Raw genomic sequence first — 26,864 nt, forward strand, 5'->3', positions numbered from 1 at the left:
GTTCCTTTATTTACATTCTATGACATGACCTGGGTCTCCGTTAAGGGCAATTTTTGCGCCGGAGCAGTTTCTGTTTCGGGAACGGCTGTTACCTCAATGTACTTAATATGGTGTTCCTCCATATCAAGGATTTTAAAGAGGTACTTTTCATGCTGGATTGTATCGCCCTGTTTAGCTTCATAATTTTCAGTCAGGATCCATCCGCCGATTGTGTCGACATCTTCATCATTGATATCAGTTCCAAGAAGGTCATTGACCTCGCTGACAAGAACTTTTGAATCAATAATATAGTGGCCCTCTTTTGTATTTCGGACCATAGGAACTTCATCCATATCAAATTCATCACGGATTTCCCCGACAATTTCTTCAATAATATCTTCTACAGTTACGAGACCTGAAGTTCCGCCATATTCATCCATCAAAATAGCCATGTGGATTCGTTCCTTCTGCATTTTTAGAAGCAGTTCATGGATCGGAATGCTGTCAATGACTCTGATAATCGGACGTATATATGATTCAAGTGTGCTTGAAGATAACTCTCGGTTCATGATCAGGTCTGTCATGACTTCTTTAATATTGACCATGCCGATAATATGGTCCTTATCTCCGTCTATAATTGGATAACGTGTGAATTTTTCTTCCTGAACGATTTGAAGAAAGTTTTCCAGTGTATCATCTTTAGAGAGTGAGACAATTTCTGTGCGCGGAACCATAATTTCTTTCGCAATACGATTGTCAAACTCGAAAATTTTATTTACATACTTAAACTCAGATTGGTTAATTTCGCCGCTTTCATAGCTCTCAGATAAAATAATGCGAAGTTCTTCTTCCGAATGGGCCAATTCGTGTTCAGAAGCGGGCTTTAGTCCAAACATACTGGTTAAAAGACGGGCAGAGCCATTCAACGCCCAAATAATCGGATACATGATCCGGTAAAACCAAATTAAAGGACGCGATGTTAAAAGGGTAACGGCTTCAGCTTTTTGAATAGCCAGCGTCTTAGGAGCCAATTCGCCAACAACCACGTGAAGGAAGGTAATAAAAGCAAACGCGATGCTGAATGAAACGACTTGAGCAATCGAACCTGGTAAGTCGAACTGGTTAATCACAGGCCGAAGCAGATGTTCAATCGTTGGTTCACCAAGCCAGCCAAGGCCAAGGGCGGTTATCGTGATTCCAAGCTGGCAGGCTGAAAGGTATTCATCCAGGTTTGAAACAACTTTCTTGGCAGCAATTGCATTTTTATTGCCTTCTTCTATTAATTGATCAATTCTTGAACTTCGTATCTTTACGATGGCAAATTCCGAAGTTACGAAAAAAGCCGTTAAAGCAATTAAAATGGCTATAAAAACCAAGTTTAATATGTCCAAATAAGTTCCCCATATCCCGCTAGAAACGGGCAGGGTGTCACCTCCTGATAATGTGAAAATGGGATTAGCTTGTTAGGCTGGAAAGGGAACGGAGCAGTGCATTGCTTTCAACAGTCAGCTTCTTGGAAAGGCCATCCTTCTGTTCTTCATCCAGTGTATTAATTAGCGGCATGAGAACGGATATTTCCTGGTGAAGCTGCTTCATTTGCAGTGTGACTGCGTCGATGTGCTTTTCAACATCCCCTGTACGTATCTCCCTTTTCGTCTTCATTTCTAGTTTTCTTTTAATCTCTTCAAGCGGAAGATGCAGTTTTTTGCATTCTTCAATAAATCTTAAATCGGACAGTACGTCTTCAGAATATATTCGGTAGTTTGATTTTGAGCGTTTCGCTTTTATAAGGCCAATGCTAGTATAATAGTCAATTGTTCTTTTAGATACATTAGCAATACTTGCTAATTCGCCGATACGATAGTAAGCCCCATCATATCACCTCTGCTTTTGGTTACTTATATCTCACCCGAGTACCGCTCCGTAAAGAGATATAGTTAGAATTAATTATACTTTAGCCCAAACCATACAGTCAAACGTAGCAGTTTGGAAAAAAGGGTTACTTTTATTTTATGAAAAAATGAATAAAATATGAAATAAAAACATTCGGAAAAATTAAAAAAATGCTTTTACTCTAAGTTCCAGGAGAAAAATATCAGACCCTGGAACCTATGCAAAAGCAGCTGTTAAGTTTTTATGACTTCAATATACGATATGTGGTGGCCATCTATTTCTTGAATAATGAATTTGTAGCCCTCTTCTTCCACAAAGTCACCCTGAACAAGATCATACTTTTGAGTCAGGATCCAGCCTCCAATTGTATCTACATCCTCTTCGCTAAGATTAGTGCCAAGAAGGTCATTTGCCTCCGAAATCAACAGCTTTGCATCCAGGATAAAATGGCCTTCATCCATTTTCTGTACAAGCGGGAGTTCGTCTGTGTCAAATTCGTCACGGATTTCACCAACTATCTCTTCAAGGATGTCCTCAACTGTGACTAATCCTGCTGTTCCGCCATATTCATCCAGGAGAATAGCCATATGTGATCGGTCTTTTTGCATTTTTAAAAGTAAATCATGAATAGGAATGGTTTCAATAACCCTTATAACAGGCTTAATATACTGCAACAATGGTTTTTCGCCTTCACATTGTTTTCTTACACAATCTGTTAATATTTCTTTGACATTAATAATGCCCAGAATATTATCCTTATCACCCGAAGTGACGGGATATCTGGTATATCGCTCATCCAGTATGACGTCCAGTATTTCTGATAAAGTGGATTCCTCGGGGAGACTGACAATCTCGGTTCTTGGAACCATGATTTCTTTTGCTACCCGGTTATCAAACTCAAAAATCCGGTCGACATATTGAAACTCTGAAGGGTTGATTTCACCGCTCTTTAAGCTTTCGGATAAAATGATGCGAAGTTCCTCTTCCGAATGGGCCATCTCGTGTTCCGACACAGGTTTAAGTCCAAAAAGCCCAGTGACAATCCTTGCTGAACCATTTAGAATCCAAATAAATGGATACATAATTCGGTAAAACCATATTAATGGCTTTGAGAAAGTTAGCGTTATAGCCTCTGCTTTTTGAATGGCAAATGTTTTAGGCGCAAGCTCTCCAATTACCACATGCAGAAAAGTCACAACAGCAAATGCAATAACAAAAGAAAGAATATGGGTAATAGATGCCTGCAGGTTCAAGCTTTCAAAAACAGGCCGCAGCAGCCTTTCAATGGTAGGTTCTCCCAGCCAGCCAAGGCCCAGTGCTGTAATCGTTATTCCAAGCTGGCAGGCAGATAAATATTCATCCAGATTGCTGATGACCCGTTTCGCTGAATGAGCTTTGGCGTTTCCTTCAGCAATCAGCTGATCAATCCGTGAAGTACGAACCTTTACAATGGCAAATTCAGAAGCAACAAAAAAGGCAGTTAAAGCGATTAAGAAGAATAATAACAATAAGTTAAGGATAGTCATATTAAATCCTTACATGATATGTAAGGGACAGCACCTCCTTTATAATGTACTTTTCCCTTTCTTCATGGATTTTACAAATAGATACGCTTAAAAAGCTTTGTTTACCATGAAACTACCCTTATATAGGAGAAAGATAACAATAAAAGGGGCAATAAGCTGAAAGATGTCACAAGAATTTCTTTGACAAACTGAATTTGAGTAAGAACACTTTGATGCTGTTAATGCCAGCCTTACGATAATAGTGGTTCCTGAGCTGGAAAGGCTTCTGCAGAGCTTTTGAGAGTCACAAAAAGGCGATTTCTATTATTTATTGATAAGTTTGCACCTGAGAAGGGGAAACTGCTGCTAATAAAAATGCTTATTCATTTTTGGGTACAGATATGGGGCTGAAATTCGAAAAGGTGACAAAACCAAGTGAGGCGTGTTTAGGCATTGCGTGGGATGAACCTGTCATGTTCAATGGTATATAAAAATCAAGAGTTATCATGAAAAAGAAGCCTGCAAAGAGGCTTCCTTAATTAAAAATTCCATTCTCTTGCAAGCATTCCGTACACGGCAAGGTCATGATATCGATTATAAAGAAGCTCCCCGTCACGGATAATTCCTTCTTGTTTAAAGCCGAGCCTTTCAGGAATCGCCCTGCTTTTCAAATTTTTAACTCCACAGCGAATTTCGACTCTGTTTAACTTCAAATCAATAAAAGCGTGATTAACCATGGCCTGGACACTGCGCGTCATAATTCCCTTGCCCTCAAAGCCTTTAGCCAGGTAATACCCGATGCTAGTCTGCCCATTGTGCCAGTCAATCTGATGAAAGCCGATTGAGCCTGCAAGCCGGCCCCGATATCGGATGCCAGCATTAAAGCCATTATTATCAGCAAATTGTTTCAGCCACATTGGAATAATGGAATGATACTGGACAGGCGATGCCATGTTATCAACCCAGGGCAGCCACTCCCTTAAATGCTTGCGGTTGCTATCGACTAGATTGAAAAGATCTTCGGAGTGGTGCAGCTGAAACAATTGCAATTCAATATTCTTATCTACTTTTAAGGAAAACACAGGCAACTCTCCTTCTTTTTTTATTTGGCTCTGTAAAATTTCCTGTTTGATATTGGCACCCTGTTGATTAGAAACGTAAGACCCTCGAAAATACATTCGCATTTCCTTGGTGTGGTGTTGATTCAAGGATGCAGAATCAACGCCCAGCAGGAGAATCGAGTGCAAGGGGAGACCCGGCAGTCCACAGGCGCCGTGGGGGCTCCCAGACCGCCATTGGTTCGCTTGATTGCCCTGGAGTGGAAGCCAATAAGCAAGTTTAACAGAACCTTTTATTTAAATAGTTCTATAATAATAGGAAACTTTAAAATAATACATAAATTTTTGGTAAAAACAACAAAAAACTTATTCTTCCAGAGAAATGTGAGTTTCAAGAAAAAATTATCCGGGTATAATTCCTGAAAATATTTTGTCTTAAATAATATTTTTTAAAATTATATTAACGGAGGTATAACCTATGAAGCTCACAACAAAAATTATTCTGGGCTTAATTTTGGGTACCATAACAGGCTTGGTGTTAAATATGGCAGCACCTGAATTATTTAAAACAGCAGATACATGGCTATTTGGCCCTCTTGGTAAGATATTCATCAATTTAATCAGCATGCTTGTTGTACCGATTGTATTATTCTCAATCATTCTGGGTGTAGCAGGTTTGGGCGATCCGAAAAAGCTTGGCCGAATTGGTGCTAAAACAATAGCCTATTTCCTTTCCACGACAGCCATTGCCCTTATTATCGGGATTTCACTCGCTTTAGTCATTAAACCTGGTGAAATGGGGAAATTTGATACTTCCGGGGCAGAGTTCAAGTCTGAAGAAGCACCGCCTGTCAGTGAGACATTATTGAATATTATTCCAGTAAACCCTTTTGAGGCATTAACTTCTGGAAACATGCTCCAGGTTATTGCTTTTGCTATATTTGTTGGTTTTGCTCTTACTGCATTAGGCGAGAAAACAAAAGGCATCCTAAATCTGGTTGAGCAAGGAAACGAAATTATGATGTTCCTGGTTAGCATTGTGATGAAATTTGCCCCATACGGAACCTTTGGGCTGATTGCCTCTGCAATTGGCAGCCAGGGGCTGGATGCTATAAAGGCAATGGGCATTTATATGCTTGTTGTTGTGGGAGCATTATTTTTCCATGCTATTGTTACCTATGGAACAGCCGTATACTTTCTGGGAGACAGAAACCCTATTTCTTTCTTTAAAGGATTTGCTCCTGCCATGGGAGTGGGTTTTAGTACTTCAAGCAGTAATGCGACTCTTCCAATTTCGATGGAAACTGCCCAAAAAAATCTCAAAGTTCCCGAATCGGTCAGCAGCTTTGTGCAGCCTCTTGGGGCAACGATTAATATGGATGGCACTGCCATTATGCAGGGGGTTGCGACAATTTTTATTGCCCAGGTGTACAATACAGATTTAACCATTGGGCAAATGGCTGCAGTTGTCCTGACAGCTGTATTGGCAAGCATTGGTACAGCAGGCGTTCCAGGTGTAGGGTTGATCATGCTGGCCATGGTTCTCCAATCTGTTAACCTTCCTGTGGAGGGGATTGGCTTGATTCTCGGAATTGACCGTTTGCTGGACATGATCCGTACTTCAGTCAACATAACCGGTGACGCATCATGTGCGGTTGTAGTGGCAGAAACGGAAAGAAAGCGGACCCTCAAGCTTTCTGCCGGAAAAAAAGAAAAATCCTACAAGACATCCATGAATGAAATATAAAATAAAGGCTGACTCCTAATTTTAGGGAGTCAGCCCTTTTTTATTTAATCAGCTTTTTGTTCAATAATCGGCAGGAGTATGCTGAATACAGTTCGATCGGGGTTAGAGTCACATGTAAGCTTTCCTTGATGCTTTTCAATTATTTCCCTGCAAACAAATAATCCAAGTCCGGTTCCAAGAGTTTTTGTCGTTACAAATGGCTCAAATATGGATGAAACAAGATGGTCGGGAATACTCGGACCGTTGTTAGCAATATCAAGTTTGATTTGCCCTTTTCCAGTTAACTTGCTTTTAATTTCAATTACAGGATCGCTTCGGTATTGGGTTAGGACATCGATTGCATTAAAAATGATATTAATTAACACCTGGCGGATTTCATCTGCATAGCCTTTCAGGTGAATTTCCTGCTTCAAGTCCTGCAAAATTTTGACCTTTCCATCCAAAATACTTGGGTACAAAAAAATCAGCACTTCTTCTATTAATTCATTTAAGGAAAAAGTGATTTTTTCCTTTCCAATCAATTCCTTTTTGGAAAGAAGCAAAAATTGGGATATTCGAAAATTCAATTGTTCCAGTTCATTTGAAATGATATCCAAATATTTCATATTTGGATGTTCGGATTTCAGCAGCTGGATAAAACCCTGTACGGAAGTAAGCGGGTTTCTGAATTCATGGATAAAGCTCGATGTCATTTGCCCAAGCAGAGTTAATCTGTCCTTATGGGTAGAATCGATAAATTGGGTTTTTTCTTTGATAATCTGGTCTTTAGCATCTGTATATCTTGAAACTGCATGATATAAAAATTGATCAAAGCAATAACTGATTTTTTCATGGTACTCCTGCAATTCATGGAAGCTAATATCAGCATGGTTCAAATACTTTTGAACGATTGAACGGCCGATGTTCACATTGTGAACAAAGTCTCCAATGTTTATTTCAGCTTTAACACGCTGTTCGGCCACAGAGTATGCGAGCTGCTGAATATATATTTCCAGATCATTCTCATTCCTTAGCAGAAACTGGATAACAAGATTGAACATCGCATCGCCGTTGTCTCGAATCTTTTCTTTATATGGATCATCGTCTGTGATGAGAACTTTTTTCTTCCATTCATTCAAAAGGGTTTCTCTCTCGTTAAGCAATAGTTCCAATACGACATCATTTGTTTCGATTGCCATTTTTACCTCCACTCTTTCGCAAAAAAACAGTCTATTCCATAGATTTCGCTAGAATGCGGCAAAATCCTTTGTAAATTTTATGGAAAATTAAAGCAGCTTTTATAATAATTTCAGCTCTTACTTTCCAATCAACAGGGTGCAAATATCAACAAGAAGATTTAGCAGAGGCCAATTTTAAAGCAGATTTTACGAATTAGCTTTAGAGCACAGTGATAAATAACACAGCAATCTTTCAAAAATATTGTTATAAATAAAGAGAATCATTCTCACTTATTAATAGATTAGGGTGAAGGATTATGCTTGGAACATTAATGATTGGTGATAAGTGCAAAATTTTGAATTTGGCCAATATTGATTTTGCTGTCAGAAGGAGACTGCTTGATCTTGGCATTACGGAAGGCACAGAGGTGTGTATTAAATGTCTGATGCCATTTGGAGGTCCTGTAATGGTAGAGTCTTGTGGCCAATGTGTGGGCATCCGCAGAAAGGAAGCTCTTCAAATAGAAGTGGAGAGATTGTAATGGAAATTGCGCTGATTGGAAACCCGAATACAGGGAAAACATCTCTTTTTAACCATCTGACAGGCTCGTATGAATATGTCGGAAATTGGAGCGGCGTTACTGTTGAGAAGAAAGTCGGTGTATTTAAAAATAATCAAGATAAATTGATTGATTTACCGGGGCTGTAACACTTAATCCTTTATCAAAGGACGAAGGAGTTGTTACCCGGTTCTTGCTGGAAGAACCAGTTGATAAAATGCTCAATATTCTAGATGCAAGCCAACTTGAACGGAATATGCATCTGACTATTCAGCTGCTTGAATATGACAAGCCGGTTATCATAGGGTTGAATATGATAGATGTGGCGGCCAAAAGGGGAATCTTACTAAACCCGAATACACTTTCAAATACAATCGGAGTTCCCGTTTCCCCTATTGTAGCAAGGACGGGAAAGGGATGTGAAGAGCTGAGCCTGATTGCATCAGACCAGTCTGTGAAATTTCCCCATGCCCGCATTGTATATTATGGAAAAGAAATAGAGGAAGCCATCAAAATTCTTGATCAAAGATTGAAAGATCAAACTAATCTATCGACAAGATGGCTTGCCCTGCAGCTTTTTGAAGGAAACCAGTTTGTGTACGATTATGTGAAAGAGCTTACGGGCGAGGAAATACTTAAACAGCTTGTGAATGAGGTTGGAGAAGCCTTAAAAATGAGCACTCCAGGAATGGAACTTGAACGCTGGATATACCAAAAACGAAAAGAAAAGATTGATAAAATTTTCGCTGAAGCAGCATTTAGAATAAATGAGCATGACACTCCGCTTTCCTTAAGGATTGATAGAGTTGTCACTCATAAATTTTTAGGGATGCCGATCTTTTTTTCGTTAATGTATTTTATGTTTATGCTGACATTTGACTGGCTTGGTTTTCCTTTATCTGACGTGCTGGATGCTTTCATAACGGGTAATATTTCGGAATTATTGGCACAGCTGCTAACGATGGCCGGAGCCTCTTCGTTTATCCATTCTCTTATTCTGGACGGAATTGTGGCGGGAGTAGGGGGAGTTCTGGTATTTGTTCCACAGATTTTTATTCTCTTTTTCTTTATTTCTTTACTTGAAGACTCAGGTTATATGGCAAGGGTTGCGCTTGTTATGGATCGGCTGATGGAGACGGTTGGCTTAAATGGAAAAGCTTTCATACCTATGATTATTGGTTTTGGATGCAATGTTCCGGGCATCATGGCAGCCCGTACAATTGAAACTCCAAAAGAAAGACTGCTGACAATCCTTCTGACTCCATTAATGTCATGTTCAGCAAGATTACCTGTATATGCCTTATTTGTCGGAGCGTTTTTTGCCCAGCAAAAAGCTTTAGCTGTTTTGTCCCTCTATATATTGGGAAGTGCAGTTGCCCTTATATTAGCAAAGATTTTTTCTTCTACAATACTTAAAGGGGAGACTTCCTTATTCGTGATCGAACTTCCGCCTTACCGGATGCCCCAATTCAAGGCATTATGGAGAAGCACCTGGGATAAAGGGAAAGGTTTTATTAAAAAAGCCGGCACGTTTATTTTTGCAGGATCTGTTTTGGTTTGGGTGGCATCTTATGCAGGGCCTCAAGGAATCAATGTGGAGATGGATTCCAGCTATCTTGCAGGGGTAGGCGGGATAATAGCACCGGTGCTTCAGCCGCTGGGATTTGATTCCTGGCAGGCAGGGGCAGCGCTGTTAACCGGATTTCTTGCAAAAGAAGCGATCATTTCTACCATGAATATCATTTACTATGTTCCGGATACAGGCAGCCTGCAAGGATTAATGGCAGACTATTTTACGCCTCTTTCAGCTTATAGCTTCATGGCTTTTATTCTTTTATATATTCCTTGCCTTGCAACAACGGCTACGATTTACAAAGAGACTGCTTCAAAAAATGGACAGCATTCTCGATAATTTATGCCCTGGTCATCGCTTATATTTTATCCTTGGTGATTTATCAATTGGGCAGATTTCTTGGATTTGCATAAAGGTGGGGTGAGATCGATATGGCGGCAAATATTATACTGGGTGTATTGATTTTTGGATATGCAGGCTTTTCACTGTTTAAGTTTATTCATAAATCTAAAGAAGGCAAATGTGCAAGTTGTGCTATAAAGAACTCCTGCTCTTCTATATGCCATACAGCTAAAGGGAATGATCATATAAAGTAAATGAAAAAACTGACATAAACTGCTGAGAAAAACAGCAGTTTATTTTATTTGAAATTTTGCCACTATTTCTTTTATAATAAGATGATCAGGTGTAAATTTACACCATAAATGAAAAGGAATGAAGCTGCATTGACAAGAGATGAAATTATCCTAAAGGTATCTGATAAAATCCGCTTAATCCGTACGGAAGCAGGCTATACACAAGATAAGATGGCAGAAATAATTGGAGTTTCAAAGAAGACCCTTGTACAAATTGAAAAAGGGAGAGCGGAAGCAGGCTGGTCAACAGTTGTCGCTGTCTGTGCTTTGTTCCGGGAAACTGAAACAGTCAGATTTCTTTTTGGAAATGAACCGCTTGAGGTTTTGGAAACGGTTGCCAGAGAGGGAATCGATTATAGAAAGGAAAAGACGCTTGGCGGTAAAATCTGGTGGCGTGAAATAAAGAGAAGCAATGGTTTAATTCTTCAGCAGAACATAATCAGCCAGCATTACCGGATCATTGACCAGGATCATTTCCGCATCTACAGCAGTTTTGATGAAGCTTCCTCGAAAGAACGGTTTGAAGAATTGTCAGCAGAAAATGGTGGCCTTTTGGGCTAATAGTATAGTTTCGGAGGGGTGAAGATGGCTCCAAACATCGCGCTTTTCCTCATTTACCCGCTTTCGGCTATTGTGATTGCCGCATTTTTTAAAATTGTGTTTTGCGGCTCTAACAGGGCTAATGGCTGGATCATTCTCTTAATATATATTCTTTCAATTTTGGAATCTATCTGTTTGTGGAGGGAGCCTTTGCAAAAGGGCTGCTTAATCAGGATATACTCAAGCCTGGACTGTTTACAGACTTAAAGATCCGGCAATGGATAGATATATTTTTGGTACCTAATACATTCACCTTTCTATACATAGGCATAAGTTTTTTATTTCTTAGGGGATATGACAGAATTCCAGCTGAAGCGCGAAAAATACGGATGAAGCAAGGCAGATTATCGAACAGCAAAAAAGAAGCACTATAGGACCGTTTCATAAAAGAAGCAGCCTTTATCAGGCTGCCTCTTTTATTGAAATGGCTAATCTGTATTAAAGCATCTTTGGATTTTCCTTATCTTTGGCAATCAGCACCGGACATGGAGCGTTTCGTGCGATCTTGGCACTTGTGCTTCCAAGAAACATCCTTTTAATTCCCCCTTTACCGGAGTTCCCGACAATAATCAAATCTGCATCTTCAACAGCAGCATAGTCACAAATGCTATCGGCAGGGTTTCCTTCGAGAACATCATATTTGGCATTAATATTGTACGGTTCAATTGATTCCCTTGCGTTGTAAAAGGCTTTGTCGACACTGTGTGTGACTTTTGCATGTGTGGTGATATTTGATTCATCGTGGTAGACTGGCAGCGGAGGAATCTGAATCCCTTCAAGCAAATAGCCGTTTGTTCTAACCGGCTCTACGACCTTTTCATTACTAACAGGAATATTTTCAATTTTTTCTTCAAAAACCTGGGCAACCAGCAATTGGGCATCATGATTTTCTTTCACTAAGCTAATAGCTAAATTTAAAGCTTTCTTGCTTCCTTCTGTATCATCATAACCAACTACGATACGGTTAAATTGTAAACTCATTCTCGATCATCCTTTCGTGAGGAATAAAAATGAAGTTACCTATTGTATATATACCCGCCTGCACAAAAAACAATCTTCACACAGTCAGACTGGAATCGGCATATTATTTTAAAGCCCCCAAAAAACCCAAGGGAGCCGCGAAAATTTTAGTAATACTTTGGATTAGTGTAGAAGTATTTGAGCAGATATAAAAGCGAAAGTTACTGTACAGCCATAGCATTGAAATAAGGTAAGCATTCGATCTCTTCGATTGCTTTTTTTTTATGAAAGTTCTGTTTTTTTCAACAAAGGTGTGTAATAGCTGTTTTTTTGGGTAAATGTATATGTCAGGCATATTTCTGTTTACCGATTTGGGAATAAAATACTATATGAAAACTTTATCTTTGCAGTTATCCTGATAACCGTATAGACTGATAGCTGCCTAATTAGGCAAGGTTCAAATTTGGATCAAAACACTGGGGTTCGCTTCAATACAAGTGAGCCCAGCAGAAGCTTTAAAGTAAGAGAAATTGGAGGACTTATGAGCAAGAAAACTTCATTTATTAACAGATTTCAATCAACATGGAAAAAGCTCCACTTAACGCAAGTATCTATATTACTGGCATCCACATTGGTTTTAGCATTCCTAAGCTTCGTTTATTTTTCATACAAAGATGCAGATATAAGTGCGCTTGAAGCCGGATTGGCACAGTCTACCATTATTTATGACGCTGATGGAGAAATCGCCAGCAAAATTTCGGCAAATAAAAACGAGGGAGTTTCGATTGACCAAGTTCCGGATCATATGAAAAATGCTGTCATTGCCATTGAAGATCACCGCTTTTATGAGCATGGAGGAATTGATTTAAAGGGAATAGGCAGAGCATTTTTCACTAACATGAAGGCCGGGGAGATCGTTGAGGGGGGGAGCACGCTTACCCAGCAGCTGACTAAAAATGCCCTTCTGTCGTCTGAGAAAACCTACAAGCGAAAATTGGAAGAATTCTTTCTAGCGCTGGAAATTGAAAAGGAATATAGCAAAGATGAAATTTTACAAATGTATCTAAACCAGGTTTATTTTGGAGAAGGGGCTTGGGGCATTAAGCGGGCTGCTATGAAATACTATGCAAAAGATGTGCAGGACCTGACTGTAAGCGAAGCAGCTTTGCTTGCAGGGTTGGTTAAGGCTCCTTCAGCAATTAATCCTTATCAAAGTGAAGAGAAGGCAATTGAACGAAGAAACTTAGTCCTGGATCGAATGAAGGAACACAACTTCATTTCTGAAAAGGAATGGGAAATAGCGAAGAATGAAAAGCTTGTTTTTGATGACAGCGGCGGTGATCCTTTAAAGGGGAAATTTCCTTATTATGTAGATGTTGTGCTGGAGGAAGCTATAGAGAAATATGATCTTTCACTCGATGAGCTGCTTAGCGATGGTTATCAAATCTACACTGAATTGGATCAGGAGATGCAAAGAAGTGTAGAAGAAACTTATAAGAATGATGCCCTATTCCCTCAAGGCACTGGCGATCGATTGGTACAGAGCGGAGCCATCCTGCTTGATCCTCAAAATGGCAGCATCCGTGCTCTTGCTGGCGGCAGGGGTGAGCATACTCTTTTAGGCCATAACCGTGCAGTTCATGCGGTAGGACAGCCTGGATCAACCATGAAGCCAATCGTACCTTATACAGCTGCCCTGGAAATGGGATGGAATATAGAAGACGAGCTAAAAGATGAAAAAATGACTTTTGGAAAGGATTATGAGCCAAACAACTATAATGGACAATTCCGCGGAAATGTTCCAATGTATGAAGCGGTCAAGGATTCTTTAAATGTTCCTGCAGTGTGGCTCCTTGATGAGATTGGAATGGATAAAGGGGTAGATGCTGCAAAGCGATTTGGAATACCTGATGAAGCCATAAATCGGAATCTCGCGCTTGCGCTGGGAGGCACGAGTGAGAATGTTTCACCATTAACAATGGCTCGGGCGTACGCTGTCTTTGCGAATGGCGGTCAAAGGCCGGAAGCTCACGCCATTACCAAAATAGTAGATAAAGATGGGGAGACAGTTGCAGAATGGAAAGGTAAGAATACAAGAGTCATATCTAAGGAAGTAGCTGATAAAGTTACGACCATGCTGCTGGGAGTTGTCCAGCATGGTACGGGTAAAGCTGCCCAAATTCCCGGGAGAGAAGTAGCAGGAAAAACTGGCAGCACACAAATGACAATAGAAGGAATAGACGGGGTTAAAGACCAATGGTTTGTCGGGTATACACCACAGCTCGTTGGCGCTGTTTGGGTAGGGCATGATAAAACAGATGCAAATAACTACCTTACTACATCCAGCAGTGAAGGAACAGCGCCGATATTCCGTGAGATTATGTCAGGAGCCCTTAAGAATCAGGAACCTGAGTCCTTTAATGTTCCTCAAGTTGCTGCACTTATGGAGAAAAGACAAAGGGAGCAGCAAAGAAAAGCTTGGGAGGAAAACATTAAAAAGGAAGCAGAGAAGATAAAAGAAAAAATTGAAAAGGAAAAAGAAAAATGGAAAAAGAAATGGAATAAAGGGAAAGAAAAGGGCAAAGGTAAAGGAAAAGATAGAGAAAAGAAGAATGATTAATAGTATAAACCTTCAGAGTACGGTTGAAAAGCTGTACTCTTTTTTATACCCATTGGGAGGTCATACATAATGGCAAATAAGTTCTATGATGAATTGGCAGGAGAATATCACTTAATTTTTAAAGACTGGGATCATTCCATCGACCGGCAGGGGGAAGTTTTTGCAAGGCTGTTAACCGCAGAAGGTGTAAAGAATTCTTCCGGTATTTTGGATTGCTCATGTGGCATTGGAACACAGACATTGGGACTTGCTAAAAGAGGATACAAAATAAGCGCCTCGGATATTAGCAGCAAATCGATTGAACGTGCGAAGAGTGAAGCTAAATTGAGAAACCTGAATATCCCATTTGTTCAGGCTGATATGCGGGCATTGTCATCTATTTTCTCCGATCCGTTCCAGGTTATTCTTTCAATCGATAATGCCCTGCCGCATCTGCTGACTGAAGAGGAGTGTGCATCGGCATTTTCAGAGATTCATAGTCTTCTTAAACCGGAGGGATTCTTTCTTTATTCCATCCGGGATTACGATGAAATTCTTAAAACTAAGCCAGCTTCCACTTTGCCAGCGCAAAGGCAAAATACGATAACCTTTCAGCTTTGGCAGTGGCATAAAGAAAGCAATATTTATGATTTAAAGCATTTTACCATGCTGCAAAAGGAAGGGGAATGGACAGTCTCCGAGAGGGTTTCACAGTACCGTGCCTATAAAAGGCATGAGCTGGATGAACTAGCAATAAAAGCGGGGTTTAAGCGTGTAAAATGGCTCTTTCCGAGAGCAACAGGATTCTATCAGCCGATTGCAATTGCCTATAAATAAAATAAAAAAAGGCCTGGAGTCCAGACCTTTTTAACAGTTATATATAAATTAGAATAACCAGCTAATTAAAGCGCCGATTACCACAATAGCTCCAACAACCATAAAAATAGTGCGTATCATTCAAATTCACCCCGTTCCATTTCAGATAAACAATTTGTATAGTTTATATAGTTAGTTAGATTTGAATTGTTTCGGAAGAATTGATGAAGCGTTTTTCTGTCATGCGCAGCACTGAAATATGGCTTGTACACATATCCTTAATCTTTTCAAGGTGGTCCTGCACTTCATTTCCTTCTACAATAATTTTTAGTGTCGTTTGCGGTTTAACAGTCAGCAGAAATGAAACCAACTTGGAAAGGTTTGAGGCATCTACAGCTTTATGCTTACTGTATAAATATGTAGTGCCTTTAAATTGTTTTGATGCCTGATAGATTTCCAGCATTTTCTTCATTGTGAATTTATTTTGTACGAGAACGTTAGTAGAAATAATTTCTTTCATTTTTAAAATCTCCTTTTAAAAGTTTTTTATATTAATCGATTAATAGGTGATGTCGTTTGTACTAGGAATTTACCCAGGGGGGAGAAAAGGTAAACCACACATCAACAAAGTGTGAATAATTACCTGTTATTTTTCCAATTAACGGTATAGATGGCGAGGGTTGCACTGAAAGGCGGCCAATAGATAAGATAGCAGTAGCAGTTGATCTTTAGAAGGGAGAAATTCATGCTAACTCTCATAAAAAACGCAGAAGTTTATGCTCCTAAATATTTAGGGAAAAAAGATCTTTTAATCGTTAATGACAAAATCGGTTTTATTCAAGATTCCATACAAAAACCCGAGGGCTTCGTTGATATCGAAGTAGTTGAAGCAGAAGGGAAGATTGCGGTTCCAGGTTTTATTGATTCCCATGTCCATATTATCGGAGGCGGCGGGGAAGGCAGCTATAAAACACGGACTCCCGAGATACAGCTGACAGATGCTACCTTATCAGGCATCACTACTCTGGTAGGGGTTATCGGGACAGACGGAACAACGAGGGCGATGGCTAGCCTAGTTGCCAAAGCAAGAGGTCTGGAGGAAGAAGGCATTACCTGCTATGTACAGACCGGCTCGTACCAGGTCCCAGTCAAGACACTGACAGGCAAGATTGAGGATGATCTTATCTTGATTGATAAAATTATTGGTGTTGGGGAAATAGCTATTGCTGATCATCGTTCATCCCAGCCAACAGTTGAAGAAATAGCCAAAATTGCCTCTTCAGCACGGATCGGCGGCATGCTCTCCGGCAAATCTGGAATCGTGAATGTCCATGTTGGAGACAGTTACGATCACTTGAAACTCATTGAAGAAGTAGTGGAAAAAACGGATATTCCAATCAAGCAATTTTATCCAACGCATATTAACCGCAATCCTCATTTATTTGAAGAGGGCATTCGCTTTGCCAAAAAAGGCGGCTTTGTCGACTTTACGACAAGCAGCATTCCGATGTTTTTTGAGGAAGGGGAGGTTAAATGCAGCGTTGGCCTCAAAAGGATGCTTGATGAAGGAGTACCAATTTCGCAAATTACTTTTACCTCTGATGGACAAGCCAGTCTGCCGGACTTTAATGAACATGGCGAGTTAATCGGGCTACAAATCGGCAAAGTCTCCACACTTTATAAAGAAGTCCGAGATGCCATTTTAAATGAGGGAGTATCCATTGAAGATGCAATATCTGTTATTACTAAAAACCCGGCTTCCATTTTAAAGCTACATCGCAAGGGATCAGTAGAGGCAGGAAAGGATTCAGATCTGGTGCTATTAAATAAAGAAGATTTGTCAATCCATTCTGTATTTGCCCTCGGCAGGAAAATGGCTGAGAATGGGGAAGCGCTTGTTAAAGGGACATTTGAATAAAAACGAGAGGGCTTGGACTGTAAAGGTTCAAGCTTTTTTATAAGGTTTGGCCGGTAAAATACGAGGAGTTGACGATAAATTTGATAAAGTTGTTGATTTATTGGCTTAGTTGATGATATATATCCGCAGTTGAGGATATTTCTCCTAAAGTTGATGATAAAGTCCTTTCCGGCTGGTAAAATGGATCAGTTTGAATAGTAAAAGCCTTACATAATCTTTAATAAGGATTTAAAACTCAAAAAATTCATATAATTAAGCTAGTATTTTATAAGCATTATCAGTCTCCAGGAGGAGATGGATACCATCAGAAGCCGCTTATGCAAAGGTTATTCCTGAGATAAAATTTAGCTATAAAACAGGGGAACTGAGGTAAATGTGATGAAGAAATTTAAAGAAATTTTTCAAAATGCCAATTATGTTAAATTGTTTTTTGCTAATTTTACTTCACAGATGGGCAGTACGATCGGCCTTACAGCATTTATGTTTTTTCTTCTCGATCGTTTTTCAGAGCAGCCTTTATATGCAACTTTAACTGAGCTGATGTTTTCGGTGCCGACTTTAACTGTATTTTTCCTTGTCGGTGTGTTTGCGGACAGGATGGACCGCCAGAAAATAGCTTATTATTGTGATTGGATTAGCGCATTGCTGTCCATTGTGCTCCTGATGACCATTATCATCGGCTGGATGCCGCTGATTTTTATAGTATTATTTCTAAGAAGCGCAATCCAAAAGTTCTTCTTCCCTGCTGAGCATGCCATGATACAAGGAATATTAAAAAATGAAGACTACACAACTGCTGCGGGTCTGAATCAGGTTGTTATGAGCTTATTCATGCTTTTTGGCAATGGTCTTGGCATTCTCGTATATTGGACGGTCGGCGTTTACGGGGCGATTTTGGCTGATGCGATTACATTCATTATTAGTGCGTTATTAATAAAATCCTGCCGTATCCCTGAGGAAGTCAGACTGCCAAATGGAAGCCATAAGCTGAAAGATCTTAATATACCGCTAGTCTTTAAAGATTTTAATCTAGGAATGAAGTATATTTTCCAGCATAAATTATTATCTGCCTTGCTTATTGGTTTCTTTGTTTTCGGGGTTGTGAATGGAGGGTTTTCAGTAATGCCTATTTTCATGCTGAAGTACAAACTCGAGCCGCAATCATACGAAGAATATTCCATCTTACTAGGTATACTATTTGGGGTCGGTGTGCTGATTGGAAGCTTTATTGCTTCTTTGCTTACTCAAAAATTCAAGCTCTACCAGCTGATCATTTCTGGACTGCTGATTTCGGGAAGTTTTATAGTTGCAGCTTCATTCGCAGAAACTACATTTATTTTTCTTTCCCTGTTATTTGCTGCAGCGTTTGGATTGCCTTTCGTGAATATCGCCTTAGGAGGATGGATGCCAAGCATTGTTGACCCAAAAATGATGGGAAGGGTTCAGGGATGGATCAGCCCGTTGATGATGCTTTCCCAATCTTTAACACTTGGATTCATTGCTGTCAGCTTCCCTGGATTCCTTAAAGTTGAAATGCTTTATTGGATGGTAGGCGGCTGTTTGGCGCTTGTCGGTGTTTTTTACAGCCTTGTGTTGCCGAAGTTAACAAAAGAATCAGAAAAAAATACAAAAACACATTCTTTGGAACAAACTGGTACAGTATAATAATATTAGTAGTATAATAGTCCCTTTAATAGGGGCTTTTTGTATATAAAAAAATTATTTTTAAAAATAATGAACGAATTCATCTCTTGAGCGTCTTATGAGTGAAATAAACAGTTAACAATGGGATGATGGAGAAGAGAGGAAAGAAGCTGATGGAGGAGAAATACCTTATTATAAGTGCCAAACGAGGAGATCAGCTAGCTTTTGCCATGCTTTTTAAAAATAACTATCCCTTTCTGGTTAAGTACTTAATCAAAATTACGATGAATCCTGACACTGCAGAAGAGCTCGCTCAGGAAACGATGGCGAAATGTGTGGAAAAAATCAGTATGTATAATGGTAAAGCGAAATTTTCCTCTTGGCTGATTTCGATTGCGACCAATTTATATATTGATCAGCAGCGAAAGTCTAAAAGAGAGAGAAATTGGAGACAGCAGGAAGAAGCATTCAGGAGGATGAAATGGCAGCTTGAAAGCCGAAATGAGGAATGGAATGATGCCTTATCAGCCCTTGGAAAGCTTAAAGAAGATATCCGAATCCCAATTATACTGAAACATTATTACGGCTATTCTTATGAGGAAATAGGAGAGATGATGAAAATATCTGCTGGCACTGTTAAGTCAAGAGTCCATAACGGGATAATGGCTGTAAGAGAGGAGTTGAAACTTCATGACGAACCGAAAAGTGCTGCCGCTCGAACACGAACATCAAAATGAAAACGATTTGGCAGCTATAAAGGAGATAGAGGATGGATTAGATTTGCTTGAAAATAATGTCCAGATGTACACACCTGATCTGCAATTCTTTGAACAATTGGTTTTGGATCAAAGGCAAATCATGAAAAAGAAGTTCATGAGGGAAGTGGCCATCTTTATAGTTGTTGCGCTCCTTGTTGTAAGTTCTGTTTTGTTCATGCTGTACCAGCTTCCGGTTGCATTTTTTATTTTGCAGGGAATTGTCACTGTTTTTATTATTGCTTATAGTACAGTCAGCTTTGTTAAGCAGGTGAATGGTACATGAATAACGAAGAAATCTCCCTTCCATTACTTATAGTTGTCGGGATCATTTTAATTGCACAAAGCACCTTTTTATTTTTGAATGCAAGAAAGCATGGGCATAATTATTGGCTATGGGGAATAATCGGCTTGATTCAGGCACCAATGCCGACGCTGTTTTATTTGATTTTTGTTAGAAAGATTTGGCAGAAAAAAGATAAGTATTGAGGGATGGATGAATGAAAAAATTAAAGCAGATGCTCCTGCTTACGGCTACAGGCGGCCAGCTTCTAGGCGTTATCATGCTATTCATTAATATTAAGGCAGCAATTATGTTTTATATTTTATATGCAATTATGATTTTTGCGATATTTATTGTACTGCTGGTTGAGAGAAAGAAAGAAAAAGAGGAGGATGACGGGAATGATTATCGTAACTACTGATATTGTACATGGAAAAGAAATTAAAGAAATAAAAGGATTTGTAAGAGGCAGTACTGTCCAGACCAAACATATCGGGAAAGATTTATTGGCAGGGTTAAAAACGATTGTAGGCGGAGAAATTGGCGAGTATACAGAAATGATGGATGAAGCAAGGCAAAAGGCTATTGGGAGAATGGTGGAGGATGCCAGGGCAAAAGGGGCAAATGCAATCATTGGCATGCGCCTGCAAACTTCGGCAGTCATGCAAAATGCTGCGGAGATTATCGCCTATGGAACAGCAGCAGTTGTTGAAGAATAATGGGAAATTAACCAGCTGAATTCGGCACGGGTTCGGATACCTGTCACTTTTCACAAAAATACGCTTGAAAATCTGCTTATAATTGTTATACATTTTGTCCTGCAAAATGCAGGGCTTTTTATTATGTAAGAATATTACAAAGTGCCACCTAATGTATAATGCATTTTATGGCCAAAGTACTGTTATAAAACTAAATGTTGATTTCACTGTGTTTGAAAAATAACCGGAAAAATTCCGTTTAAAATGGGAAATACCCATATTTCCTTAAGAATAAGCGGAGTTTTTTCGCTTATATGATCTAAATCTTTGAATTTTGGCTTATTTAGAGCAGTTAACCGGAATTCCTCCGCTTATCTCTGCTTCTTAAGCTTCCACTATATACATTAGCCGGAAATTCTCCGCCTATTAATTCTCATATCTATACGAAAATCATTAATGAATAATTACGAGCCAAAGAGAAACTTAGTTTGTAACTAAAAATCACAGCATTTTGCAATCCAATTTGCGAGGTAACAGAAATCTCTGTAACCTTACATTTCGAAATACAAATTGGACCACTTTTTCCGGCCTATTTTTATAATTATTCGCGTTATATCATGAAAAATGACCATCAAATTCACATGCAAATTGATGGTCATTCTAATATTTGCGACAGGTAAAAGAACCCGTTACTGAATTCGGCTGGTTTTTTTATTGTGCAATTAACAAATAAATGGAAAAAGATGCTGATTTGGTTTTGGATTCTAAAAAGAGGGAAGTTATTTGAAGGATAATATTTTTGGGAAAAAATACTTTAAAATTGACTAAAGAATATTATGTGATTTTCAAAGCTTTTTTTAGTGAAATCCTTTACAATAAAGTGATAGTTCATTTATTTTAATTACCTAGATCTAATGACGCTGGAAAGAGGTTAGGAGTTTTTTATGCTATATTACCGCACCTATGTGAAAGATGAATCTTTGCCCTGGGTAACCTTTGTGCATGGCGCAGGAGGAAGCTCTGCTATTTGGTATAAACAAATGAGAGAGTATAAAAAGTATTTTAATGTACTGCTGGTAGATTTGCGCGGCCATGGACAGTCCGGCAGAGGAACTTGGGAAGAAGGGGATCATTTCTCAGAGGTGTCCCGGGAAATTATTGATGTACTGGATCATTTGTGTATCGAGGAATCCCATTTTGTCGGTATTTCTTTGGGAACCATTGTGATTCAAACAATTGCCCAGGACCATCCTTCAAGAGTTGCATCTATGATTCTTGGCGGTGCCATTACGGAATTGAATTGGCGGACAAGATTTTTGATTGCGATAGCTAATATGACAAAGTATATGATGCCTTATATGGTTCTTTACCGTTTGTTTGCCTGGATCATTATGCCAAAGAAGAATCATCTTGAATCAAGGCACGCATTTGTAAGGCAGGCTGCGAAAATGTGCCAAAAGGAATTTATAAACTGGCTCTCACTGACCAAGTCGGTGAATCCTTACCTTGAAAAATTGCAAACGAGCATTTCGCATATTCCTACCCTCTTCATCATGGGGCAGGAGGACCACCTGTTTATTAAGTCTGTTAAAACGATCACCCAAAAAGCAAAAACGGCTACATTTAAGGTTATCAAAGGAGCGGGGCACGTCTGCAATATTGATGAACCAGATTTATTTAATCAAATTACAATTGATTTTATCAATAGACAAAAACGAAGACTGGCTTCATGAAAAAAGATCCTTAATAAATAGGGATCTTTTTTTTGAATACAGAAAATTTTTAAGAATGGGAAAAAAGCCGATTGACTTTTGTGAATGGCGATGATAATCTTACCAATATGGAAAATAATGAAAAGGAGGGGTACAAAATGATCTTTATCCATCATCTTCAGAAAAAAGCTGAATACACAAAAATTGTAACCTCTCCTATAAATAAAATGAAAATGTAAGCAGGGTATTTTCTGCACTTTTTTAGGGAGCTCAGGTTACGAATCGTAACGTGGGCTCTTTTGTCTTTTAAGACATATCGCATGCCGCGGTATGTCTTTTTTTGTCTTTTGTTTCAGCTCCAGGTGGGATCGATCCGGGAGCCTCATCGGCAAAATGCCCTGTTGAGGACTCCCTTTTACTCGCTAATCCCCCGGAGATTGAAACAGCATCCTCGAATAAATCTCTGCACAAAGGAAATTCGAATGCAATCTCAAGGGGAACACGCCTTTTTTCAATGTAATAACAAAGTCAAAAAAGCTTTTTTATAGCTATTGGACAAAATTTCAGACGGTTTTACCAGTAGGAACTGCAGGATATGCCTGTTTCCATATACTTTCGCTTGAAAGAGAGCGCCTGCTGTTGAACAGCAGAAAAACAAACATTAGGAGGAGATTTACATGATTGAAGTAAGAGTGGAAAGAAAAGCAGTTTTGCCAGAGGATCTCGATGGAGGCTAGGTAAGGATCAGGTATTGGCTAAGGGAGGTTCACGGATTGAATTAGACATTTAATTCTGAACTTTCTGCGGAAAGGGGAGAGAACTTTGTTTTCAATTTTAGGGAAATTAAGCTGGTTTTTTAAAGAAAACTGGAAAAGGTATACAATAGCAATCACCCTGTTAATCATTGTCGGCATCCTGGATGTGATGCCGCCGAGGCTTGTAGGAATGGCGATTGACGATATTCATCTCGGTGCATTGGACAGTGCAAAAATTATGGAATATCTGGGTTTATTGGCATTAATCACTGTAGTGTCCTATGCCATTACGTATATTTGGATGTATCAGCTCTTTGGCGGGGCATTTCTGGTAGAAAGAAAGCTGCGGACACAGTTTATGGGCCATTTGCTGAAAATGACTCCAACATTTTTTGAGAAGAACCGTACAGGTGACTTAATGGCCAGGGCGACAAATGATTTAAAAGCCATTTCGGTCACAGCCGGATTTGGGATACTAACCCTTGTGGATTCTAGTGTCTTTATGCTGACGATTCTGTTTACTATGGGGTTTTTAGTGAGCTGGAAATTAACTTTTGCAGCCATTTTGCCTCTGCCTATTATGGCTTATTTGATAAAGGTATACGGCAAGAAGATCCATACCCGATTTATGAGTGCCCAGGATGCATTTGGAGAGCTGAATGACCGGGTCCTTGAATCGGTTTCGGGCGTAAGGGTTGTGCGCGCTTATGTACAGGAAAGAGCCGATCAGCAGCGCTTCCATAATCTTACCGAGGATGTTTATAAGAAAAATATTCAAGTGGCCAAAATTGACTCTCTGTTTGAGCCAACCATCAAAGTCATTGTCGGTCTAAGCTATCTTATTGGGCTTGGATACGGGGCTTATCTTGTTTTCCATCAATCCATTACATTGGGCCAGCTAGTTTCTTTCAATGTGTATTTAGGGATGCTGATTTGGCCGATGTTTGCAATCGGAGAATTAATCAATGTTATGCAAAGAGGAAACGCCTCACTCGATCGGGTACAGGAAACTTTATCTGCAAAACAGGATATAAAAAATCCGGAAACACCTTCTTTTGTTGAAACACCTGATAGTGTTTCTTTTGCGGATGTACACTTCCAATATCCTTCATCCAAAGCAGCAAACCTGAAAGGGATACAATTGCATATTGAGCGCGGGGAAACGCTGGGGATTGTCGGAAAAACAGGCAGCGGGAAAACCACTTTTATTAAACAGCTGCTGAGAGAGTATCCGGCGGGAACCGGTACACTTGCAATTGCTAATGTACCGATTGAAGAACAGGAGCTTGAGAGAACAAGGGGCTGGATCGGTTATGTCCCCCAGGATCACGTTCTATTTTCAAGAACCGTACGTGAAAACATTCTTTTGGGTAAAAAGGATGCGACTGAAGAAGATATGCAAAAGGCCATTGATTTGGCGGCATTCCGCAAAGATCTGGAGATGCTTCCAGAAGGGCTTGAAACGCTTGTTGGCGAAAAAGGGGTTGCTTTATCAGGAGGTCAAAAACAGAGGATTTCCATCGCTCGTGCACTTGTAAAAGATCCGGAAATACTCATACTGGATGATTCGCTGTCAGCAGTTGATGCAAAAACAGAGAAAAGTATTATCGATAATATTCGATCTGAACGAAAGAATAGAACAACGATTATCACAACCCACCGGATGTCGGCTGTCCAGCATGCCGATCATATTATCGTCCTCGATGAAGGTGTAATTGTTGAAGAAGGTTCACATGAGGAATTGATGGCCGGGAATGGCTGGTACAAGGAACAGTTTGAAAGGCAGCAGACCCAGGCTGCTGCTGAAGAGGAGGTGCTTTCATGACAACGGGGAAGCGATTATTCCGCTATGCACTTCATTATAAAAAAATAATTATTGCTGCGTTACTGATGCTAACGGTAGCTGTCGCTGCGGATCTCGCAGGGCCATTTATCGCGAAGAAAATGATTGATGATCATATCCTTGGCATTGAATCTGTCTGGTACCAGACACAGGGGGATAAAGAGGCAGTACCGTATGATGGCCACTTTTATAAAAAAGAACAAAATATCTCCAAAGGAGAGAAAACAATCGATCAGGCCCGCATTTTTCAGGTGGGCAGCCAATTTATTTTTGTAAATGAAGAAATTACTTTTGATGGGAGCAGAACCTTTAAAGATGGCACACTGGTAATAGAAAAGGGCGGGCAAACGGAAGCTTATAAAGGGAAGGTACTGACCAGTGACGAATTAATGCAATTTTACAGGCCGGAGATTCCGAAGATTTTTAAGCTGCTGGCCTTTTACTTTGGTATGCTGGTTATCGCTGCATTCTTTCAGTATGGACAGCGCTTTTATCTCCAGAAGTCGGCAAACAGGATTATTCAAAAAATGCGGAAGGATGTATTTGAACAGATCCAAAGGCTTCCAATCGGTTATTTTGATAATTTGCCGGCCGGCAAGGTGGTGGCCAGAATTACCAACGATACGGAAGCAATTCGCGAATTATACGTAACCGTATTGGCTACCTTCTTTACAAGCGCTATTTATATTTCTGGTATTTATATCGCTTTATTTATTCTGAATGCCAAGCTTGCGGCAATCTGTTTAATCCTGCTGCCGATTCTTTACGTATGGACGGTAGTGTACCGTAAATATGCATCCAAATACAATCACGTTATCCGATCCAGGGTGAGTGATATTAACGGAATGATTAACGAATCGATTCAGGGAATGAACATCATCCAGGCATTCAGCCGGGAAAAAGAGACACAAAAGGATTTTGAAAAGCTGAATACAGAGCATTTTACGTATCAAAATAAACTTCTAAGCTTGAATTCGCTGACCTCTCATAATTTAACCGCAGTGTTAAGGAATATAGTATTCGTAGCATTTATCTGGTACTTTGGGGGAGAATCCTTAAATGCATCATCAGTCATTTCACTTGGAATGCTATACGCTTTTGTCGACTATATTAACCGTCTATTCCAGCCGGTACAGGGTATTGTGAATCAGTTAGCCAATTTGGAACAGGCGCTTGTAGCAGGAGATAGGGTATTTCGTCTGCTTGATGACGAAGGTATTGATGTAAGCGATAAGCAAATTCCGCGCTATAAAGGTAATGTTATATTCGACCATGTGCATTTCGGCTATAAAGAGAATGAATATGTTTTGAAGGATATCAACTTTGAAGCAAAGCACGGGGAAACAGTGGCGCTGGTCGGCCATACCGGTTCAGGAAAAAGCTCTATTATGAATTTGCTGTTCCGTTTTTATGATCCCCAGGAAGGAAGAATCATGATTGACGGCATAGATATTAAGGAAGTTCCAAGGCAGGAGCTTCGCAAGCATATGGGGATCGTCCTGCAGGATCCGTTCCTGTTTACCGGGACCATCGCTTCAAACGTAAGCCTGGATGATCCCAATATCTCGCGTGAGACCGTCGAAAAGGCTCTTAAGGATGTAGGGGCAGATAAAATTTTTAAGCATCTTGAGAAAGGCTTTGACGAACCAGTTATTGAAAAAGGCAGCACACTATCCAGCGGGCAAAGGCAGCTCATTTCCTTTGCGCGGGCACTGGCTTTTGACCCTGCCATTTTGATACTGGATGAAGCAACCTCCAGCATTGATACAGAGACGGAAATGGTCATACAGGAAGCAATGAATGTGCTGAAAAAGGGAAGAACGACCTTTATCATCGCCCACCGTCTGTCAACAATCCGCAACGCTGATCAAATCCTTGTTCTCGACCGGGGAAAAATCGTTGAAAAAGGAAACCACGATGAATTAATGAGGCAGAACGGAAAGTATTATCAAATGTATCAGCTCCAGCAGGGATCGACACTAGCTGGGTAAAGGGGAAAGCGCCGAATGGCGCTTTCTTTTTATGTTTGTCTGCTGGAAATGGATTATCGGTCAGGGGATGTTCAACAAAACCTGGTTTATAAAAACAAAATTGACCTTTATCCTGTATAAATAATGAACAATAACTAAAAGTTGAAGAGTCAAACCAATGCTGAAGATAAAGTCCATATAATT

Annotated in this window: 24 protein-coding genes and 2 pseudogenes; 18 read left to right on the top strand and 8 right to left on the bottom strand. The window is 39.8% G+C overall.

Annotated features, from left to right (window positions below):
- Positions 1-17: 17 nt before the first annotated feature.
- The 5 genes and pseudogenes from J7I93_RS21690 to J7I93_RS21705 all read right to left on the bottom strand — a co-directional run bounded on the left by J7I93_RS21690 (position 18) and on the right by J7I93_RS21705 (position 4,459).
- Positions 18-1,370: a hemolysin family protein gene (locus J7I93_RS21690; protein ID WP_214728421.1), complete on the bottom strand. Its 1,353-nt coding sequence runs from the start codon at positions 1,368-1,370 to the stop codon at positions 18-20.
- A 64-nt stretch (positions 1,371-1,434) separates the two neighbouring features.
- Entirely contained in the window at positions 1,435-1,641 is a 207-nt protein-coding gene (locus tag J7I93_RS25250) for a MerR family transcriptional regulator (RefSeq protein WP_251025942.1), read from the bottom strand.
- Between the two features lie 9 nt (positions 1,642-1,650).
- Positions 1,651-1,836, bottom strand: a pseudogene (locus J7I93_RS25450) (MerR family transcriptional regulator); the annotation flags it as partial.
- Between the two features lie 269 nt (positions 1,837-2,105).
- Positions 2,106-3,398 carry a hemolysin family protein gene (locus J7I93_RS21700; protein ID WP_214728422.1) on the bottom strand — a complete coding sequence of 431 codons (1,293 nt, stop codon included), beginning with the start codon at positions 3,396-3,398 and terminating at the stop codon, positions 2,106-2,108.
- A gap of 518 nt (positions 3,399-3,916) precedes the next feature.
- On the bottom strand, positions 3,917-4,459 hold the full coding sequence (locus J7I93_RS21705) for a GNAT family N-acetyltransferase (RefSeq protein WP_214728424.1): 543 nt from the start codon (positions 4,457-4,459) through the stop codon (positions 3,917-3,919).
- Between the two features lie 128 nt (positions 4,460-4,587).
- Here J7I93_RS21705 and J7I93_RS25455 point away from each other — a divergent pair, with 128 nt between their 5' ends.
- Complete coding sequence (locus J7I93_RS25455; protein WP_285289091.1) at positions 4,588-4,719, top strand: hypothetical protein; 132 nt, start codon at positions 4,588-4,590, stop codon at positions 4,717-4,719.
- 194 nt (positions 4,720-4,913) lie between these two features.
- Complete coding sequence (locus J7I93_RS21710; protein WP_214728426.1) at positions 4,914-6,182, top strand: dicarboxylate/amino acid:cation symporter; 1,269 nt, start codon at positions 4,914-4,916, stop codon at positions 6,180-6,182.
- 44 nt (positions 6,183-6,226) lie between these two features.
- Here the strand turns inward: J7I93_RS21710 and J7I93_RS21715 are convergent, their stop codons facing one another.
- Positions 6,227-7,360 carry a histidine kinase N-terminal domain-containing protein gene (locus J7I93_RS21715; RefSeq protein WP_214728428.1) on the bottom strand — a complete coding sequence of 378 codons (1,134 nt, stop codon included), beginning with the start codon at positions 7,358-7,360 and terminating at the stop codon, positions 6,227-6,229.
- A 296-nt stretch (positions 7,361-7,656) separates the two neighbouring features.
- Here J7I93_RS21715 and J7I93_RS21720 point away from each other — a divergent pair, with 296 nt between their 5' ends.
- From J7I93_RS21720 to J7I93_RS21735, 4 genes and pseudogenes are all read left to right on the top strand, one after another.
- Entirely contained in the window at positions 7,657-7,881 is a 225-nt protein-coding gene (locus J7I93_RS21720; protein ID WP_214728430.1) for a FeoA family protein, read from the top strand.
- Positions 7,881-9,885, top strand: a pseudogene (gene feoB, locus J7I93_RS21725) (ferrous iron transport protein B). The gene J7I93_RS21720 and the pseudogene feoB overlap by 1 nt, the downstream one beginning before the upstream one ends.
- Positions 9,886-9,903: 18 nt before the next feature.
- Positions 9,904-10,068, top strand: a complete 165-nt coding sequence (locus J7I93_RS21730; protein ID WP_214728432.1) for a FeoB-associated Cys-rich membrane protein — start codon at positions 9,904-9,906, stop codon at positions 10,066-10,068.
- 129 nt (positions 10,069-10,197) lie between these two features.
- Complete coding sequence (locus tag J7I93_RS21735; RefSeq protein WP_110065587.1) at positions 10,198-10,668, top strand: helix-turn-helix transcriptional regulator; 471 nt, start codon at positions 10,198-10,200, stop codon at positions 10,666-10,668.
- Positions 10,669-11,145: 477 nt separating this feature from the next.
- Here J7I93_RS21735 and J7I93_RS21740 read toward each other — a convergent pair whose 3' ends face one another.
- On the bottom strand, positions 11,146-11,688 hold the full coding sequence (locus J7I93_RS21740; RefSeq protein ID WP_214728434.1) for a universal stress protein: 543 nt from the start codon (positions 11,686-11,688) through the stop codon (positions 11,146-11,148).
- A gap of 520 nt (positions 11,689-12,208) precedes the next feature.
- Between J7I93_RS21740 and J7I93_RS21745 the strand changes: the two genes are divergently transcribed.
- Together J7I93_RS21745 and J7I93_RS21750 are read left to right on the top strand one after the other, a co-directional pair.
- Positions 12,209-14,287, top strand: a complete 2,079-nt coding sequence (locus J7I93_RS21745) for a transglycosylase domain-containing protein (RefSeq protein WP_214728436.1) — start codon at positions 12,209-12,211, stop codon at positions 14,285-14,287.
- Between the two features lie 69 nt (positions 14,288-14,356).
- On the top strand, positions 14,357-15,103 hold the full coding sequence (locus J7I93_RS21750) for a class I SAM-dependent methyltransferase (protein WP_214728438.1): 747 nt from the start codon (positions 14,357-14,359) through the stop codon (positions 15,101-15,103).
- A 175-nt stretch (positions 15,104-15,278) separates the two neighbouring features.
- Here the strand turns inward: J7I93_RS21750 and J7I93_RS21755 are convergent, their stop codons facing one another.
- Entirely contained in the window at positions 15,279-15,602 is a 324-nt protein-coding gene (locus J7I93_RS21755; RefSeq protein ID WP_214728440.1) for an HPr family phosphocarrier protein, read from the bottom strand.
- A gap of 225 nt (positions 15,603-15,827) precedes the next feature.
- On the opposite strand from J7I93_RS21755, the gene iadA reads away from it, so the two are divergent.
- From iadA to J7I93_RS21805, 10 genes are all read left to right on the top strand, one after another.
- A complete protein-coding gene (gene iadA / locus J7I93_RS21760) occupies positions 15,828-17,000 on the top strand; it encodes a beta-aspartyl-peptidase (RefSeq protein ID WP_214728442.1) in 1,173 nt (390 codons plus the stop codon).
- Between the two features lie 378 nt (positions 17,001-17,378).
- Positions 17,379-18,665 (top strand): MFS transporter, encoded by a 1,287-nt coding sequence (locus J7I93_RS21765; RefSeq protein WP_214728444.1) that lies wholly within the window; start codon positions 17,379-17,381, stop codon positions 18,663-18,665.
- Between the two features lie 152 nt (positions 18,666-18,817).
- Positions 18,818-19,381 (top strand): RNA polymerase sigma factor SigY, encoded by a 564-nt coding sequence (gene sigY, locus J7I93_RS21770; protein WP_214988440.1) that lies wholly within the window; start codon positions 18,818-18,820, stop codon positions 19,379-19,381.
- Entirely contained in the window at positions 19,335-19,685 is a 351-nt protein-coding gene (locus J7I93_RS21775; protein WP_214728448.1) for a YxlC family protein, read from the top strand. Before sigY ends, J7I93_RS21775 begins: the two co-directional genes overlap by 47 nt.
- Complete coding sequence (locus J7I93_RS21780) at positions 19,682-19,888, top strand: sigma-Y antisigma factor component (protein ID WP_214728450.1); 207 nt, start codon at positions 19,682-19,684, stop codon at positions 19,886-19,888. The genes J7I93_RS21775 and J7I93_RS21780 overlap by 4 nt, the downstream gene beginning before the upstream one ends.
- An 11-nt stretch (positions 19,889-19,899) precedes the next feature.
- A complete protein-coding gene (locus J7I93_RS21785; RefSeq protein WP_214728452.1) occupies positions 19,900-20,103 on the top strand; it encodes a hypothetical protein in 204 nt (67 codons plus the stop codon).
- Entirely contained in the window at positions 20,084-20,401 is a 318-nt protein-coding gene (locus J7I93_RS21790; protein ID WP_214728454.1) for a YbjQ family protein, read from the top strand. The genes J7I93_RS21785 and J7I93_RS21790 overlap by 20 nt, the downstream gene beginning before the upstream one ends.
- Positions 20,402-21,324: 923 nt before the next feature.
- The gene (locus J7I93_RS21795; RefSeq protein ID WP_214728456.1) at positions 21,325-22,113 is read left to right on the top strand and encodes an alpha/beta fold hydrolase; all 789 of its coding nucleotides are present in this window, start codon (positions 21,325-21,327) and stop codon (positions 22,111-22,113) included.
- 801 nt (positions 22,114-22,914) lie between these two features.
- Positions 22,915-24,672 carry an ABC transporter ATP-binding protein gene (locus tag J7I93_RS21800; RefSeq protein WP_214728457.1) on the top strand — a complete coding sequence of 586 codons (1,758 nt, stop codon included), beginning with the start codon at positions 22,915-22,917 and terminating at the stop codon, positions 24,670-24,672.
- Positions 24,669-26,681: an ABC transporter ATP-binding protein gene (locus tag J7I93_RS21805; RefSeq protein WP_214728458.1), complete on the top strand. Its 2,013-nt coding sequence runs from the start codon at positions 24,669-24,671 to the stop codon at positions 26,679-26,681. Before J7I93_RS21800 ends, J7I93_RS21805 begins: the two co-directional genes overlap by 4 nt.
- Positions 26,682-26,864: the final 183 nt, after the last annotated feature.

Origin of the sequence: Bacillus sp. ISL-47, assembly GCF_018613175.1 — a bacterium.
In the GTDB taxonomy this organism is placed as follows: domain Bacteria; phylum Bacillota; class Bacilli; order Bacillales; family Cytobacillaceae; genus Cytobacillus.

Bases quoted from the DNA above. Each gene is read 5' to 3' on its own strand.
- J7I93_RS25250 (WP_251025942.1), bottom strand. From the start codon at position 1,641: ATGAAGACGAAAAGGGAGATACGTACAGGGGATGTTGAAAAGCACATC.
- J7I93_RS21700 (WP_214728422.1), bottom strand. From the start codon at position 3,398: ATGACTATCCTTAACTTATTGTTATTATTCTTCTTAATCGCTTTAACT.
- J7I93_RS25455 (WP_285289091.1), top strand. From the start codon at position 4,588: ATGCAGAATCAACGCCCAGCAGGAGAATCGAGTGCAAGGGGAGACCCG.
- J7I93_RS21710 (WP_214728426.1), top strand. From the start codon at position 4,914: ATGAAGCTCACAACAAAAATTATTCTGGGCTTAATTTTGGGTACCATA.
- J7I93_RS21715 (WP_214728428.1), bottom strand. From the start codon at position 7,360: ATGGCAATCGAAACAAATGATGTCGTATTGGAACTATTGCTTAACGAG.
- J7I93_RS21720 (WP_214728430.1), top strand. From the start codon at position 7,657: ATGCTTGGAACATTAATGATTGGTGATAAGTGCAAAATTTTGAATTTG.
- J7I93_RS21730 (WP_214728432.1), top strand. From the start codon at position 9,904: ATGGCGGCAAATATTATACTGGGTGTATTGATTTTTGGATATGCAGGC.
- J7I93_RS21740 (WP_214728434.1), bottom strand. From the start codon at position 11,688: ATGAGTTTACAATTTAACCGTATCGTAGTTGGTTATGATGATACAGAA.
- J7I93_RS21745 (WP_214728436.1), top strand. From the start codon at position 12,209: ATGAGCAAGAAAACTTCATTTATTAACAGATTTCAATCAACATGGAAA.
- J7I93_RS21750 (WP_214728438.1), top strand. From the start codon at position 14,357: ATGGCAAATAAGTTCTATGATGAATTGGCAGGAGAATATCACTTAATT.
- J7I93_RS21755 (WP_214728440.1), bottom strand. From the start codon at position 15,602: ATGAAAGAAATTATTTCTACTAACGTTCTCGTACAAAATAAATTCACA.
- iadA (WP_214728442.1), top strand. From the start codon at position 15,828: ATGCTAACTCTCATAAAAAACGCAGAAGTTTATGCTCCTAAATATTTA.
- J7I93_RS21765 (WP_214728444.1), top strand. From the start codon at position 17,379: ATGAAGAAATTTAAAGAAATTTTTCAAAATGCCAATTATGTTAAATTG.
- sigY (WP_214988440.1), top strand. From the start codon at position 18,818: ATGGAGGAGAAATACCTTATTATAAGTGCCAAACGAGGAGATCAGCTA.
- J7I93_RS21775 (WP_214728448.1), top strand. From the start codon at position 19,335: ATGACGAACCGAAAAGTGCTGCCGCTCGAACACGAACATCAAAATGAA.
- J7I93_RS21780 (WP_214728450.1), top strand. From the start codon at position 19,682: ATGAATAACGAAGAAATCTCCCTTCCATTACTTATAGTTGTCGGGATC.
- J7I93_RS21785 (WP_214728452.1), top strand. From the start codon at position 19,900: ATGAAAAAATTAAAGCAGATGCTCCTGCTTACGGCTACAGGCGGCCAG.
- J7I93_RS21790 (WP_214728454.1), top strand. From the start codon at position 20,084: ATGATTATCGTAACTACTGATATTGTACATGGAAAAGAAATTAAAGAA.
- J7I93_RS21795 (WP_214728456.1), top strand. From the start codon at position 21,325: ATGCTATATTACCGCACCTATGTGAAAGATGAATCTTTGCCCTGGGTA.
- J7I93_RS21805 (WP_214728458.1), top strand. From the start codon at position 24,669: ATGACAACGGGGAAGCGATTATTCCGCTATGCACTTCATTATAAAAAA.